The sequence below is a fragment of the Allobosea sp. P1_A7 genome (assembly GCF_056406775.1).
The window spans coordinates 1-14,980 of record NZ_JBFTZN010000132.1 but is presented as its reverse complement, the minus strand read 5'-3'; the positions used below and the strand labels follow the sequence as shown (position 1 = coordinate 14,980).

Here is a 14,980-nt window from a genome sequence, read left to right as displayed (position 1 = left end):
TGTCAGCACGCCGCAGCCCGGCTTTGCCCTGCACCAGCTGACCTAGGGCGGCGGCGCCGAGGGGAGGGCGACGCAGAACGCGACAGCCTCCCCTTTGATGACCCGGATCCGAGCGGTGGAACTGAGCCGAGAGCATGTCGGCGGATCCGCCCGGGCCCTCGCATTCAATCTGAGGCCTCACTCGGCGCGAAGATTCTCGGCTGACGCTTTGCCCGACCGCCTGTCTGGCACGAGCTCGTAGGAGATCTTTTGTCCTTCGCGCAGGTCGCGCATGCCCGCTCGTTCGACCGCGCTGATGTGAACGAAGGCATCCTGGCCGCCATCGTCCGGCTGGATAAAGCCAAAGCCCTTGGTCGAATTAAACCACTTCACTGTTCCCGTCGCCATAAGCCACCTTTTAATTAATCGACAAGCCAGCATCGCACGACGCTCGAATTGCGCAAGCCGAAGTGTTGACGTCATGCCGTAGGCCAAGGTGATTGGCATTTTCTTGTTGGAACAGCGTATCTCTCGATTCTCGGTAGACTGGATTGGCGTTATAGGGTCGGCAGCCGTCACCACAGAGTGACGCAACTGGTTAAGCACCTTATCGCCCCGTCGTTGCGAGACACCCCGACGGGGCGGAATCTTTATTTGTGTTGGCCGGGCTGACAGGTCGGTCGTTCCCAGGCGTTGATGGCCCGAACAGGGCAATGGCGAGCACGAGATTAATAAATAGAAGTTGCCGGCGACTGAGCAAAGCCACGGTAATCCAAGAACCAAAATGGAGAGGGGAAGCTCTGAGACCTCAAAGGCCGCGATCAATTCCCGGCTACCACGGCCGCGATTGATCCTGACCCGCGTCGAATAGAGCTTCCCCTCCCACTTCCCCAGCCTAGGCGGCCCGATGGCTGCTCCGCAAGAAGCAGGGATGCCGGAATGTTATCTAACCGTTGCCCGCAGACCCATGCGAACAGYAGCCAGATACTTGTTCTTCTCAGCCAAACCCAGCTTCGAGGTAGTTGCGACGGTGTCCACTGGAGTAAAACCGACGCCAGCTAACCTGCGGGGGCAATGGTGGCGGGTGATGCGTCCGCGCGGCTGGCTCAGGCGGCATGTCGCGCCCGAGTTGGGGTCATCGCAACTGACGGAGTGGACGTCGGCGCCGATGAGATCTCGGGCACGGTCTACGTGTTCCGGCCACGGTCCACCGAGCGATCAAGCTCGTTCGATAGAAAGCAGAAGCCTTTCGCTGCCTATAAGAAAAAGGCCCGGCTTGCGCCGGGCCTTCCTTGGAGACGTAGAGAGACTTGGACGATCAGAAGTCCATGCCGCCCATGCCGCCGCCGCCCGGCATAGCCGGCATGGCGTCCTTCTTCGGCAGCTCGGCGATCATCGCYTCGGTGGTGATCAGCAGGCCGGCGAYCGAAGCCGCGTCCTGGATCGCCGTGCGCACGACCTTGGTCGGGTCGATGATGCCGGCCTTGACCAGATCGCCGTACTCRCCGGTCTGGGCATTGTAGCCGTAGGCGTAGTCCTTCGACTCGAGCAGCTTGCCGACCACGACWGCGCCGTCATCRCCRGCGTTGTCSACGATCTGCTTGGCCGGGGCCATGATCGCCTTGCGGACGATCTCGAYGCCGGTCTTCTGGTCGTCGTTCTGRGTCTTGATCGACTTGACGGTCTGGAGCGCGCGCAGGAGCGCCACGCCRCCACCCGGCAGGATGCCTTCTTCGACCGCAGCGCGGGTCGCGTTCAGGGCATCGTCGACGCGGTCCTTCTTYTCCTTGACTTCGACYTCGGTCGCGCCGCCGACGCGGATCACCGCGACGCCGCCAGCGAGCTTGGCCAGACGCTCCTGGAGCTTCTCGCGATCGTAGTCAGACGAGGTCTCCTCGATCTGCGCCTTGATCTGCGCAACGCGGCCCTCGATGTCCTTCTTCTTGCCGGCGCCGTCGATGATCGTGGTGTTCTCCTTCTCGATACGCACCTTCTTGGCGCGGCCGAGCATGTYGAGCGTCACGGTCTCGAGCTTGATGCCGAGGTCTTCCGAGATCAGCTGACCGGCGGTCARGATCGAGATGTCCTCGAGCATGGCCTTGCGGCGATCGCCGAAGCCCGGAGCCTTGACGGCCGCGACCTTCAGGCCGCCACGGAGCTTGTTGACGACGAGGGTGGCGAGAGCCTCACCTTCCACGTCCTCGGCGATGATCAGCAGCGGCTTGCCGGTCTGAACGACGGCCTCGAGGATCGGCAGCATCGCCTGGAGCGACGACAGCTTCTTCTCGAAAACGAGGATGTAGGGGTCCTCGAGCTCGRCRACCATCTTCTCGGCATTGGTGATGAAGTAGGGCGAGAGATAGCCACGGTCGAACTGCATGCCTTCGACGACATCAAGCTCGGTCTCGGCGGTCTTGGCCTCCTCGACGGTGATGACACCCTCGTTGCCGACCTTCTGCATCGCGGTGGCGATCATCTTGCCGACCGACTCGTCGCCGTTGGCCGAGATGGTGCCGACCTGCGCGACTTCCGCGTTCGARGTGACCTTCTTCGAGTTCTTCTTCAGGTCCGTGACGATGGCTTCGACCGCGAGGTCGATGCCGCGCTTCAGGTCCATCGGGTTCATGCCGGCGGCAACCGACTTCAGGCCTTCGCGCATGATCGCGGCGGCGAGCACGGTGGCCGTCGTGGTGCCGTCACCGGCGGCGTCGTTCTGCTTCGAGGCGACTTCGCGCACCAGCTGGGCGCCCATGTTCTCGAACTTGTCGGMGAGCTCGATCTCCTTGGCGACGGTGACGCCGTCCTTGGTGATRCGGGGAGCGCCGAACGACTTGTCGATCACGACGTTGCGGCCCTTGGGACCGAGCGTGACCTTGACGGCGTTGTTGAGGATTTCGACGCCGCGCAGCATCCGGTCGCGCGCGTCGGTGGAGAACTTGACGTCTTTAGCAGCCATGCGAGCTACTCCTTAATGAAAACGGGGAATGGAGGTCGCGTGGCGTTCAGCCGACGACGCCCATGATGTCGGATTCCTTCATGATCAGGAGATCCTGGCCATCGATCTTGACCTCGGTGCCCGACCACTTGCCGAAGAGGACGCGATCGCCCTTCTTGACGTCCAGGGCAACGAGCTTGCCGGCTTCGTCGCGGGCGCCAGGGCCGACGGCGACGACTTCACCCTCTTGGGGCTTTTCCTTGGCGGTTTCGGGGATGATGATGCCACCCTTGGTCTTCTCTTCGCCATCAAGGCGACGGACCACGACGCGGTCATGCAGCGGACGGAACTTCATGGTTCTGTCTTCCTCTAAGAAGGTAGAAACGGAACGCGCGGCYTGCGTGGAAACGCTGCCGGCATCTGTTAGCAGTCTCGRSKRTCGAGTGCTAACGGATGCCGCGGAGATAGGCTCGCCCCCCGGATGAGTCAAGGAAGCTTCTCGGCGGAAAGTGAATCGAAATTGCGGCGCGGCAAGCGGGGCGTCGCAAGACAGGGCGTGGCAAGAGGGATGCTGCGCAATCCCATGCGACGCGCTATCCTGTTGGAATGACCGAGCCCGTGCCCGATCCCCGGCTTGACGACATCGCCCGTTCCTGCGTCGCCTTGCACGTTCGAATGACTGCACGCGCCGTCACGCGCGCCTATGACGAGGCGATGCGGCCGAGCGGGCTGAAGATCACCCAGTTCGTCCTGCTCTCGGCGCTCAGCTCCGGCGCCTTCCGATCCGTGACCGAGCTGGCCGAGCGTTTTGCGCTGGAACGCACCTCGCTCACCCGCAACCTGCAATTGCTCGCCGCGGAGGCGCTGATCGAACCGCTGGAGTGCAAGGGGAGGGCCTTGGTCTATGCCGTGACCGACAAGGGCCGCGCGGCGATCGAGGCCGCGATCCCTTATTGGCAGGCGGCGCAGGAGCGCATCGAGGGCGGGCTCGGCCGGGAACGATGGAACGAGACCCGCGATGGCCTGCGGGCCTTGCGGCGGGTTGCCCGCGGCGCGACCTGAACGCTGTCTCGGGCGGAAGCAGACCTTGACCGCACGCGGCTTCTCATTAACGTGTATCTGCACGTTAATCGAGGGCTGTCCATGTCGCGAAAGATCGGCGTCGTCTCACGCGAGGTCTTGCTGGCCGAAGACGGTGTGTCCTTCCTGCGTGGCATGATGGAGGGGCGACATCCCGGCGCGCCCTTCGCCGATGCCATGGATTTCGATCTCGCGGAGGTCGAGGAGGGGCGGGTGGTGTTCGTCGGCAAGCCGTCGGCGCGCTACTTCAATCCGCTTGGCACGATCCATGGCGGCTGGACCGCGACGATCCTCGATTCAGCCATGGCCTGTGCGGCGCACGCGACGCTGAAGGCCGGCGAGGGTTACACGACGCTCGAGATGAAGATCAACTATGTCCGCCCGGTGATGCCGGGTGGCGGGATCRTACGGTGCGAAGGCAAGCTGATCCATCGCGGCGGCACGATTGCGACGACCGAGGGCAGGCTCACCGACGAGCGCGGCAAGCTGCTCGCGCATGGCACCGAAACCTGCATGATCTTTCCGGTCGGCGTTGCGGCAGGCCGCTGAAGTGGCGTCGTCCAGCGGTTCGTGACTAGGATACGCGCCGATGCCCCGGGGCGGAGTTGTCCATGCAATTCGCAGCGTTCCAGGATCTCGGGGTCGACGCAGCTTTTCAGTCATTCGCTGAGCCGCTGAGGACGCCGCTGCTCCGGCTGCGTCAGCTTATCCTCGACACAGGCGCCCGGACGACCGGGCTCGGCGGACTCGTCGAAACCCTGAAATGGGGCGAGCCTGCCTATCTCCCTGTGAAACAGCGTGTGGGGACGACCGTAAGGGTCGCTGCGTTGAAGGGATCGAGCAAGCACTACGCGATGTATGTCCATTGCCAGACGACACTGGTCGAGACCTTCGCGCGTCACTACCCCGACACCTTTCGCTTCGAAGGCAGCCGCGCCCTCGTCTTCCGGGAGGAGGAGGAGATTCCTGTCGGGCCGCTCGAACACTGCATCGGGCTCGCGCTGACCTACCATCGCTGGCGCTAGGGCTGGGCGCGATAGGCACTCGGACTGGCCCCCATCACCTGCCGGAAGCGGCGATTGAAGGTCGAGAGATCGCCGAAGCCTGCATCGAACGCGATGGTCGCGATCGTCAGGTCGGACCGGCGAAGCATCGTCGCGGCACGGTGCATCCGTGTCCGCAGCAGGAACTGATGCGGCGTCATGCCGATGAGCGTCCGGAAAGTTCGCAGAAAATGATAGCGGCTCATCGCCGCCTCGCGGGCGAGACCGGCGAGCGTCAACGGCTGCTCGCTTTCAGCTTCTATCAGCCGCAATGCTCTGGTGACCCGGCGCGCGTCCTGGGCGCTGGGGGCGACTGCCGCCGGGGGCTCGCCATTCTGCAGGGCTGCGACAGCGCCAGCAAGCCGAACCGCGATCTCCTCGAGCTGGTTTGCATCGCAGCGCGCGGCCTCCGCTACTGCCGCGAGCCGGGACGATGCCAGCGACGGTGGCAGGCAGGCCCGCGCAAATTCGAACCGCTTGGCTGCCGGCACGCCGGCCACGATGTCTTCCAGGTGTTCGGGCTCGAACTGGAAGGCGAGGCAGCGATCGCCGATAGCGTGTTCGTGGCCGCATTCGAAGCACGTGCCTCGATTTCCGAGCAGGATTGCGCCCGGCGCGAGCAGGGCGGTTCCGAGCGAAGAGCGATACTGAAAGCTGCCCGCAGTGACGACAGCGATGCAGCAATGCTCATGCCGTTCCTCGAAGGCAGCATCGGACGGGCCCGCCGTGCAGACGATGTCACGCACCCGCCAGCCCGGGCCGGATGCCAGAAGTTGCGACGTCGCTGTCATCTCGATTCAGCAATTTTTCCCAAGCGCAAGGCAGTGAGAGCGGCTTAACTCGCGGCATTCTGCACAACACTGGAGCCTGAACATGGCAGTGGCCATCACCGCTTTGAAGGAGGTACTCCATGCCGACGGGCCCGCGCCCGATCGGGTCGAGCAGATGGGTCTCTACAGCTGGCTCATCGGGGCATGGGCGATGGATGCCGTGATGCATGCCGATGATGGCACTCGGCACGAAGGCAAGGGTGAGATCTGTTTCGGTTGGGTGCTGGGCGGACGGGCGATCCAGGATGTCTGGATCCTGCCCGGCTTCTTCCACGGCACGACGCTGAGGGTCTACGACCCCGCGCTCGACGCCTGGCATATCCTCTGGAGCGACCCGCTCAAGCAGTATTACACGCGTCAGCTCGGTCGGGCCGAGGGGCCAGATATCGTCCAGCACGGCAAGCTGGAGGACGGCACGGCGATCCGGTGGCGCTTTACCGAGATCACACCGAACGCGTTCCGCTGGCTCGGAGACCTTTCATCCGATGAAGGAAAGACCTGGCGCCTGCAGGCCGATTTCCGCGCCCGGCGCCTCGCCACCTGAAGCCCCCTGAGGAGAACCACCATGCTTGACCATGTCTCGATTGGCGTTCGCGAGATCGCTCGCACCAAGCGCTTCTACGACGCGTCGCTCAGTGCCCTCGGCTACCGCTGCCTGAGCCATGACGACAATTCGCTGGGCTATGGCGGCGATGCGGTCGCATTCTGGATCGGCAGGGCCCAGGCTCCTGTCCCGCCGGATCCGGGCTCGAACCTGCACTTTTGCTTCGCGGCCCCCAGTCGGGCGAGCGTCGACGCCTTTCATGCGGCAGCGATGAAGGCGGGCGGCAAGGACAATGGCGTGCCAGGGCTGCGGGCGGATTACGGGCCGAACTATTACGCGGCCTTCGCAATCGATCCCGACGGCTATCGGATCGAGGCCTATTGTGGGCAGCCGGATGGCTGATGGATCACGGCGCCTGCCAGGGCGCTACCGCCTCCTTCAGTGCGTCGTGGGAAGATTCCGCGCGGACCATTCGCTGCGGGGAACCGCATCGCCGACCAGGAACTCGAAACCGGCAACCTTGCTGCGATCGGGCGTGGTCTCGCATCTGAACCTGAGCCTGTACCATTGCTGCTTGCTGCGGAAGGCGGCGCCGTCGGCCTGCAGGATTCCCGCCGAGAATCTGGTGTCCGCCATGGCGTAGGCGACAACCCTGTCCGGCTGGAACTCTGCTTTCCATGCCTGGATCTGGCTCATCGCTTCGAGGTTGCATAATTGCTCGATGCGCTCTGAGGGATCCAGGTGGGTCAGGGCTTCCCGCGCCTGCCGGCTGCGCGGTTCGGCAAGGACCTTGCCGGATAGCGTTCGTCTTGCTCGGATCATGACGGGCGCCGCAACGACAGGAGGGGTATTGGGCCGGGGCTGCGGAGGAGACTGCGGCGCTGCGGCAGTGATCTTTGGCGGTGCAGGCTTCGGAGCCTCGGGAACGGGCTCCTGCTGCCTTGGTTCGGCCACGGCTTCGGCCTGTTGCTGCGTGACCAACTCGACCTCGATGCTGTCCTCCGGAGCCGGTGTCAACGGCTCGATACTGGGGAGCCAGATCAAAGCCCCCAAAAGACCGACATGCAGACCGAGCGAGCCGATGGCGCCATGGGCTTGCGATCCGTGACGCGGATGTCGGAAGAACCTCATGGATCACAGCGCTGCCGCGATGAAGAACGCACTCAACCGCGGGCCCCTCCGCGTGCTGTTCGGACGGCTGCAGAAGTCGCAATCAATCGGGCGCTTTTGCGGCAGCGGCTCGATTGTCGGACGGGATATCGCATCCGGCGGGATGATCTGATCGTCCGTGTTTGCATTGGCCTTCCCGAAAGCCGAAATCCAGCCTTCGGGCCGATGCTCTAGCGTCTGCTGACCGCAACGGCGCCGGCGACGATCAAGACGGCGCCCGCATAGGTGGTCCAGAGCGGAATTTCGCCGAAGAAGGCAAACCCGAGCAGGCTCGCCCAGACAAGCGCCGTGTACTCGATTGGCGCGAGCCGCGACGCGGCTGCGCGAGCAAAGGCGGAGGTCAGCATGAGATGGCCGGCGACGCCGAGCAGGCCGGCGCTGAGATAGGCAAGCAGGTCCTTGCCGGTCATGGGCACGAAGGCGAGCCAGGCAGGAATGGCGAGGCAGAGCGCCGGCCCGCAATTCTGGAAGGCGACGATGACGGCCGGATGTTCCTTCACGGCGATCCGTCGCAGCAGGATCAGATTGAACGCATAGGACACTGCTGAGAACAGGGCTGCGGCGACGCCGAGCTCCGCTCCGGTGACGCCGCCCTGCAGCCTGGGCCAGACCATGACGAGCATGCCGAGCAGGCCGAAGCCGAGGGCCTGGAGAATGCGCCCGTCGAGCCGTTCCTTGAGCAGAAATCCGCCGAGCAGGGCGACGAAGACCGGCGCGAGGAAGGACAGGGTGAGCGCCTCCGCCAGAGGCAGCACCGAGATGGAATAGAAAAAGCTGCCGGCGGTGAGCACTACGAGCGGCACGCGCACGACATTGCCGATCAGGCTGCTGCGGGTCGGGAAGGCCGGGCGCACCGCCGCAAGCACGATGAGGGCGCAAAGGCCGCCTGCGGCAAAGCGCATGAACAGGGCGACGATGAAGGGATGGTGCTGCATCTGCGCCTTGATCACCGCGTCCATTGCGGTGAGCAGGGCGATGCCGAAGACGGCTCGGAGCGCTGTGCCTGCGGTCATTCCGGTTGGCCGGTGAGGCGCTTGCGGAAATGATACTCCCAGCTGAAGGAGATATCGCCGAGATAGCGCTGCCCCGGCCAGCGGACGAAGCCGAGCTTCTCGTAGAAGCGATGGCCGCGTGCAAAGCGCGCGTCGGACCACAGGATCATCTCTGCATGGTTGCCGGCTTCCGCGAAGCGCAGCGCCTCTGCAAAGAGCACCTGCGCAAGGCCGGCGCCGCGCCAGGCGGGAGAAACGTAGACCTTCGCAAGCTCGGCGGCATTCTGTTCGGGAACTGGAAAGATGCCGAGCGACCCGGCGATCCCGCCATCAGGCGCCTCTGCGATCCAGAGCCGGCCGCCCTTGGCCGCGAAATGGCTCGCCGGCCTCCGCAACTCCGGAAACTCCGACCAGTCGAAATGGCAATCGGGATATTCGGCGAAGCTCGCGGCGATCAGGGCGGCGAGCGGTTCTGAATCATCGTCGCGCGCGGCGCGAAGCGGCGGAAGGCTTGCGGTCATGCCGCAGCGATGCAGGCCAATCCGGATTGGCGCAAGGGGGAGGCGCAACCGCTGCGCGCATGCCGTTCAGCTCAGCAATGCACATGCCGCATCGGCGGTCTGTTTCGGCGCTGCTGCGCCGGTCGCTCGACACCAGCGGAATCCGGAACGCGAATGGCCAGATATTCGACGCGCTTCCGCTTGGAAATGCACGAGCGGACGGTTAGGGCAGTTGTATATCGATGATGTGGTTGCCGTGTGAGTCGCGCGGCAGCTTCGTGCTGGCGCCATGACCGGGATCATATGACTGTTCTCGTGCCCTTCATCATCAATGCCGGGCTGAATTTCGTCCTCGGTCTGCTCATCGCCTATTTTCTCGGGCCCGCGGCTTTTGGACTCTACGCCATTGGTGCGGCCATCGTCGTGCTGGTGAACACCGCGCTGCTCGACTGGCTGAGGGTCTCCGCGATCCGCTTCTACTCCCTGACGGCGCGCGAGAAGCAGCCGGAGATCCGCGCGACACTGGATATCCTGGCGGCCGGCATCAGCATTGCCCTGTCCGGCCTGCTGATCGCGGCGATCGTGGCAGGCATCGATTTCCGCCTGCCGGCGATGCTGCTTGCGGCTGCCGTGCTCGGCGGCATCGGGGCTGGGCTGTTCGACTATCATGGCGCGATTGCGCGGGCCCGCTTCCTCGACGCCGCCTATGCCAAGCTGATCATCGTCAAGAACGTTCTGGCGCTGATCCTGATGGTTGGCGGAGCCTGGATCACGCATGATCCCGCCATTGTTCTGCTTGGCGGCCTGATCAGCGTGGTGGTGGCGCTGCTTCTCGTCCGGCGGGCGCTGGCCGATGCGCCGCTTTCGCTGTCGGCGGCCGACAAGGCCGTCGCCTGGAGCTTCTTCATCTATTCCCTGCCGCTGATCGGCAGCAATGCGGTCTACTCGCTGATCCCGCTGATCAACCGCTCCCTGCTCGCCGGCGCCCATGGCTTTGCCGAGGCCGGCTATTTCTCCCTGGCCTCGGATATGGGGCTGAAGCTCTTCGGCACGCTCGCCTCGACCCTGGAGATCGTGCTCCTGCGAGAGGTCATTCGCCTCGACGAGACGCGCGGGCGACGGGCGGCACTGCGTCGTATCGCGGAGAACGTCGTCGTGGTCTTGATGGTGGCGCTCCCCGCAGCCGCCGGACTCTGGCTTGTCCTGCCCGCCTTTGAACGGATTCTGGTTCCGCCGAGCTTTCACGGTCATTTCTCGGCCTATATGTCGATCCTGATCCCCGGGTTCGTGGCTTTGACGATCTCGCAGGCGGCCTTCATCCCGGTCTTTCTCCTGGACAAGCGCACCCGCATCGCGCCCATGGCAACGGGCCTCGGCCTGGCATGCAATCTGCTGCTGGTGCTCACTCCCCTCGGAGCGGCGGGACCGCAGCGTTACGCCTATGCGCAGGCAAGTGCTTTCATTGTCGCGCTCGGGGTGACTGCGGCTGCGGCACTCCGTTCGCTGCCGATCTGGCCGGCACTGCGAGATTGCGCCTGCGTGCTCCTCGCCGTGCTGTCGATGGTTGCTGCAACCTGGCCGCTGTCCGACCGTTTCGCGCCCCCCATCGAACTCGTGCTCCAAGTCGGCGTGGGGGCGCTCGTCTATGCGGTTGTCATCCTGGGTTGCGACGTGATGCGGAGCCGCTCCCGGCTTTCCTTGTGGTGGGTCATGCGCAAAAGCCGCGCGGCCCGATGACGTGGCAAGGTTTGCCCGATAGCCCGGCACCGGCCGAAGAGCTCAGCACGGTCACCCGAAACGCTTCGTTCACTCTCTCTCTAGGCGGGTTGCTAAGGTTAATTCGCTGAAGTCACGCGATTGCCGGCGGAAATGCTGACGAAGCGGCAGCGATTCACCATTCCTTTGAGGGCGGCTCCCCAGGCTCTTCGCAGCTTGCTGAAGAGAGTTGCGTCATGCGTCCCGTCCTGTTCGTTCCGCTCGCGATCCTGTCCGGGATGTGCGCCACCAACGGCCCCGTCTCCGCGCAGAGCTACGGGCGCCCAGCCGATCCCCTGGTGACCGGCTCTACCGCGCGTGGCAACTACGGTGGCGGCTTCATCGAGATGCTGATGACCGGTCGGGACCCGACGCCCCAGGGCCGGGGCGGGGCGGTCTATAATCGGCCGGGCGGCTACTCCGCCTATGGCCAGCGCGTCGTACCCGGGCAGGGCTATGGCGCCGATCCGTTCGAGCAGGCATCCGAGCCGCGGGCTCCGGGGCGCCGCATGGCCGCGCTCGGTGAGCCCATGCAGATGCAACGGCCGATCGAGCGCGTGCTCGATCCGCGTTTCCAGAAGCAGGAAGTCGCCTATGACGGCCCGCACAAACCGGGCACCATCGTCATCGACACGCCGCGGAAGTTTCTTTTTCTCGTCCAGCCTGGTGGCCGCGCCTTGCGCTATGGCATCGGCGTTGGGCGACCAGGTTTCGAATGGGCTGGCATGAAGGCTGTGACGCRCAAGGCGGAATGGCCGAGCTGGACGCCGCCGGCCGAGATGCTGAAACGCCGCCCGGATCTGCCGCGCTTCATGTCCGGCGGGCCCGAGAATCCGATGGGCGCGCGCGCGCTCTATCTCGGGTCGTCGCTCTATCGCATCCACGGCACGAACGAGCCGCACACGATCGGTCAAGCCGTTTCCTCGGGCTGCATCCGGATGACCAATGACGATGTGACGGACCTCTATGGCCGGGTGCGGGTCGGCGCAAAGGTGCTGGTGATCTGAGGCGGCGCACCACCTGCGCAGCCGTCACGAACTGCCGATGAAAATGCCGGTTGCAAGGACCAGCAGGCCACCGAGCACGATCTGGACGATCGCCGATGTGAACGGCGTCTCCATATAGCGCCAGCGGACCCAGGCGATCACGATCAACTCGATCGCCACGATGATGCCGGCGATGGCCGTGGCGGTCCAGAAATCGGGGATGAGGTAGGGCAGGGTATGGCCGAGCCCGCCGACCGTGGTCGCGACGCCGCAGGCAGCACCACGCACCCAGGGATGCCCCCGTCCCGTGATGGTCCCGTCATCCGAGAGAGCTTCGGTGAGGCCCATGCTGATGCCCGCGCCGACCGATGCGGCGAGGCCGACCTGGAAGGCATTCCAGGAATCATGGGTCGCGAAGGCGGCCGCGAATATCGGCGCGAGCGTCGAAACCGAACCGTCGATCAATCCGGCAAGCCCTGGCTGAACGATCTGCAGCACGAACAGGCGATGACGGGTCTGGTCTTCCTCGGCGGTCGCATCCGAGGTCAGGATGGTTTCGCCGAGGCGCTGCGCCAGGCTTTGATGCGATTTCTCGGCTTCGGAAAGGTCAGCCAGCAGTTTGCGCGTCTCGACGTCCTGCGCCCGTTGCGCTGCACGAGCGTAGAAGCCCGAGGCTTCCTCTTCCATCAGCGCCGCTTGCGTCCGGGCGGTGTCGAGTCGCAGCCCGTCCATCAGCCAGACCGGGTTGCGCTTCAGGAACCCCTTCATATCCTGGCGGGTGATGTAGGGCAGTTCCTTGCCGAAGCGCCGCTCATAGAGCGAAAGTAGGCTGTGGCGATGACTTTGCTCTTCCGCCGCCATCTCGTCGAAGACCTCGGCGGAATGCGGGTAGATCGGCCGAAGGCGATTGGCGAGGGAAAGGTAGATTCGGGAATCCTCTTCCTCATTGGCGATCGCGAGCGCGAGGATCTCGGCCTCGTCCAGATCGTCGATGCGTTTCATGATCACCTCTTAGATTAGAATTATTCTAATCTAAGAGGTGCGCGCCGGGTTGGGAAGGCCCCCAACGAAAACGGCCCGCCGGAGGGCGAGCCGTTGTTGGTACGGGTGGACGCAGCCGGAATCAGGCCCAGTCGCCGCCATCATCGATGGGGTCGTCGTCCTGGCCGGGTTCATAGGGCTCGTCGTAGCTGGCCTGATCGTAGGTTGCCTGGTCGGAAGCACCCTGATCATAGGCCGCCTGCTGGTTGTCGGCGGTGCCGGCATCCTTTTCAGGCGTATCGGCCGGTTTGCTGGCGTCGGCCGCCTTGCTGGCATCTGCCGTCTCCGCGGCTTTTGCCTCGCCGCCCTTGCCGCCGCCAAAGGCGTTGGTCAGGACATTGCCGAGCATCATGCCGCCAGCGACGCCGGCTGCCGTCGTCAGCGCTGAGGCCATGAAGCCACCGCCACGTCCGGGCGCCTGGGCCTGCTGGTTCGCCCAGGGGCCTGCCTGCTGCTGGCCTTGCGGGCCGCCGAAAGCCTGACCGGGGGCTGGCTGCTGCTGCGGTTGCTGACCGGTCCAGGCGGCCGATGGRGCCTGCCCTGCCGGGCGCGCCGGGAAGGCCGGCACGGAACCGCTGCGTGCCGGGGCGTCAGCTGGCCGAGATGCGCCACCGAAGATGCCCGACAGGAAGCCGCCGGCCTGCGCCGGAGCCTCGCTCGGTCGGCTCTGCAGGTCACGAACCTGCGCCTGCAGTTCCTCGACCTGGGCCTGAAGGTTGGTCAGCGCCTGTTCCTGAACGTAGACGGCCTGCGCCATGGCATAGGGCGCATAGGGCTGCTCGCGCAGGCGCTCCGCGATGTAGCGTTCAGCCTCGGGGTCGCGGGGCTGGTTGGCCGCCTGTCTCAGGCGATCGAAAATCCCGGCGATCACGTCGCGTTCTTGCGGCGTCATCGTCATCTCCTCTCGTTTGGACGGCGCGGGTGCGCCGCCGCGTCAAGAGGTGGGGGCTGCCTGTGACGCTATCAAGGCAGTGCGTCGATCAGGCATTGCCGACATTGCTGTACTGGAAGCCACGGCGGCGCATGTCGTCCGAGCGGTAGATATTGCGCAGATCGACAACGACGGGTTCGCGGAGCGCGGCCTTGACCGCGGCGAGATCGAGCGCGCGAAAAGCGTCCCATTCCGTCACGATCACCAGCGCATCTGCGCCCCTGATGCAGGAATAGGCGTCGCTCGCGTAGGAGACCCCGGGCAGCAGGGGCTTGGCCGCATCCATGCTTTCGGGATCATAGGCAACGATCTCGGCCCCGGCATCCTGTAGCGCGGTGATGATCGCGATCGAGGGCGCTTCGCGCATGTCGTCGGTGTTCGGCTTGAAGGCGAGGCCAAGGATGGCGATTCGCTTGCCGCGCACCGAACCACCGCAAGCGGCGAGCACCTTGCGGGCCATGGCGCGCTTGCGCTGGTCATTGACGGCGACGACGGTCTCGACGATCCGCAGCGGAGCAGCGAGGTCCTGCGCCGTCTTCATCAAGGCCAGCGTATCTTTCGGAAAGCAGGAGCCGCCATAGCCGGGGCCGGCGTGCAGGAACTTCGCGCCGATGCGATTGTCGAGGCCGATGCCGCGCGCGACCTCCTGGACATTCGCGCCGACGGCCTCGCAGAGGTCGGCCATTTCATTGATGAAGGTGATCTTGGTCGCGAGATAGGCGTTGGCGGCGTATTTGATCAGCTCGGAGGTTCGGCGCGAGGTGAAGAGAAGGGGCGCGGCATTGAGATAGAGCGGCCGGTAGATGTCCTCCATCACGGCGCGCCCGCGTGCATCGTCGGTGCCGATCACGATCCGGTCCGGACGCTTGAAGTCGCTGATCGCGGCGCCCTCGCGCAGGAATTCCGGGTTCGAGACCACAGCGAAATCGGCCTCCGGCCGGCTCTCCCGCATGATCCGCTCAACCTCGTCGCCGGTGCCGACCGGAACGGTCGACTTGGTGACGACGACGGTGAAGCCTTCAAGCTCGGCCACGACGTCGCGAGCGGCCTGATAGACATAGGAGAGGTCGGCGTGGCCGTCGCCACGCCTGGCCGGGGTACCGACTGCGATGAAGACCGCGTCTAGGAGAGGTCGGCGTGGCCGTCGCCACGCCTGGCCGGGGTACCGACTGCGATGAAGACCGCGTCGGCGCC

At 64.8% G+C, this 14,980-nt stretch carries 17 protein-coding genes; 7 read left to right on the top strand and 10 right to left on the bottom strand.

Annotated features, from left to right (window positions below; all coding sequences use genetic code 11):
- Positions 1-177 precede the first annotated feature (177 nt).
- The 3 genes from AC1D34_RS21720 to groES all read right to left on the bottom strand — a co-directional run bounded on the left by AC1D34_RS21720 (position 178) and on the right by groES (position 3,269).
- Entirely contained in the window at positions 178-387 is a 210-nt protein-coding gene (locus AC1D34_RS21720; protein ID WP_441509217.1) for a cold-shock protein, read from the bottom strand.
- Between the two features lie 910 nt (positions 388-1,297).
- A complete protein-coding gene (groL, locus tag AC1D34_RS21715; protein ID WP_476825283.1) occupies positions 1,298-2,935 on the bottom strand; it encodes a chaperonin GroEL in 1,638 nt (545 codons plus the stop codon).
- A gap of 46 nt (positions 2,936-2,981) precedes the next feature.
- Positions 2,982-3,269, bottom strand: coding sequence for a co-chaperone GroES (groES, locus tag AC1D34_RS21710; RefSeq protein WP_055727595.1), 288 nt, complete (start codon positions 3,267-3,269; stop codon positions 2,982-2,984).
- Positions 3,270-3,589: 320 nt separating this feature from the next.
- Between groES and AC1D34_RS21705 the strand changes: the two genes are divergently transcribed.
- The 3 genes from AC1D34_RS21705 to AC1D34_RS21695 all read left to right on the top strand — a co-directional run bounded on the left by AC1D34_RS21705 (position 3,590) and on the right by AC1D34_RS21695 (position 5,019).
- Positions 3,590-3,976, top strand: coding sequence for a MarR family winged helix-turn-helix transcriptional regulator (locus AC1D34_RS21705; RefSeq protein WP_476825282.1), 387 nt, complete (start codon positions 3,590-3,592; stop codon positions 3,974-3,976).
- Positions 3,977-4,057: 81 nt separating this feature from the next.
- Positions 4,058-4,543, top strand: coding sequence for a PaaI family thioesterase (locus AC1D34_RS21700; protein ID WP_476825281.1), 486 nt, complete (start codon positions 4,058-4,060; stop codon positions 4,541-4,543).
- 62 nt (positions 4,544-4,605) lie between these two features.
- Positions 4,606-5,019, top strand: a complete 414-nt coding sequence (locus AC1D34_RS21695) for a DUF1801 domain-containing protein (protein WP_476825280.1) — start codon at positions 4,606-4,608, stop codon at positions 5,017-5,019.
- Here AC1D34_RS21695 and AC1D34_RS21690 read toward each other — a convergent pair.
- Complete coding sequence (locus AC1D34_RS21690; RefSeq protein WP_476825279.1) at positions 5,016-5,828, bottom strand: helix-turn-helix transcriptional regulator; 813 nt, start codon at positions 5,826-5,828, stop codon at positions 5,016-5,018. The genes AC1D34_RS21695 and AC1D34_RS21690 overlap by 4 nt on opposite strands.
- A gap of 82 nt (positions 5,829-5,910) precedes the next feature.
- Here AC1D34_RS21690 and AC1D34_RS21685 point away from each other — a divergent pair, with 82 nt between their 5' ends.
- A complete protein-coding gene (locus tag AC1D34_RS21685) occupies positions 5,911-6,411 on the top strand; it encodes a hypothetical protein (RefSeq protein WP_476825278.1) in 501 nt (166 codons plus the stop codon).
- Between the two features lie 21 nt (positions 6,412-6,432).
- A complete protein-coding gene (locus AC1D34_RS21680; RefSeq protein WP_476825277.1) occupies positions 6,433-6,813 on the top strand; it encodes a VOC family protein in 381 nt (126 codons plus the stop codon).
- A gap of 36 nt (positions 6,814-6,849) precedes the next feature.
- On the opposite strand, the gene AC1D34_RS21675 is transcribed toward AC1D34_RS21680, so the two are convergent.
- The 3 genes from AC1D34_RS21675 to AC1D34_RS21665 form a co-directional block, all read right to left on the bottom strand.
- Positions 6,850-7,542, bottom strand: a complete 693-nt coding sequence (locus tag AC1D34_RS21675) for a DUF930 domain-containing protein (protein WP_476825276.1) — start codon at positions 7,540-7,542, stop codon at positions 6,850-6,852.
- 209 nt (positions 7,543-7,751) lie between these two features.
- Positions 7,752-8,594, bottom strand: a complete 843-nt coding sequence (locus AC1D34_RS21670) for a DMT family transporter (protein WP_441489055.1) — start codon at positions 8,592-8,594, stop codon at positions 7,752-7,754.
- A complete protein-coding gene (locus AC1D34_RS21665) occupies positions 8,591-9,094 on the bottom strand; it encodes a GNAT family N-acetyltransferase (RefSeq protein ID WP_441489056.1) in 504 nt (167 codons plus the stop codon). The genes AC1D34_RS21670 and AC1D34_RS21665 overlap by 4 nt, the downstream gene beginning before the upstream one ends.
- Before the next feature lie 282 nt (positions 9,095-9,376).
- On the opposite strand from AC1D34_RS21665, the gene AC1D34_RS21660 reads away from it, so the two are divergent.
- Positions 9,377-10,810, top strand: a complete 1,434-nt coding sequence (locus tag AC1D34_RS21660; protein WP_476825275.1) for a lipopolysaccharide biosynthesis protein — start codon at positions 9,377-9,379, stop codon at positions 10,808-10,810.
- A gap of 215 nt (positions 10,811-11,025) precedes the next feature.
- On the top strand, positions 11,026-11,835 hold the full coding sequence (locus AC1D34_RS21655) for a L,D-transpeptidase (protein WP_476825274.1): 810 nt from the start codon (positions 11,026-11,028) through the stop codon (positions 11,833-11,835).
- Positions 11,836-11,859: 24 nt separating this feature from the next.
- On the opposite strand, the gene mbfA is transcribed toward AC1D34_RS21655, so the two are convergent.
- The 3 genes from mbfA to AC1D34_RS21640 all read right to left on the bottom strand — a co-directional run.
- Entirely contained in the window at positions 11,860-12,816 is a 957-nt protein-coding gene (mbfA, locus tag AC1D34_RS21650; protein WP_476825273.1) for an iron exporter MbfA, read from the bottom strand.
- Positions 12,817-12,937: 121 nt separating this feature from the next.
- Positions 12,938-13,747 carry a DUF2076 domain-containing protein gene (locus AC1D34_RS21645; protein ID WP_476825272.1) on the bottom strand — a complete coding sequence of 270 codons (810 nt, stop codon included), beginning with the start codon at positions 13,745-13,747 and terminating at the stop codon, positions 12,938-12,940.
- A gap of 88 nt (positions 13,748-13,835) precedes the next feature.
- Positions 13,836-14,980 (bottom strand): UDP-glucose dehydrogenase family protein (locus tag AC1D34_RS21640; protein ID WP_476825271.1); only part of this gene is annotated, 1,145 nt, incomplete at its 5' end.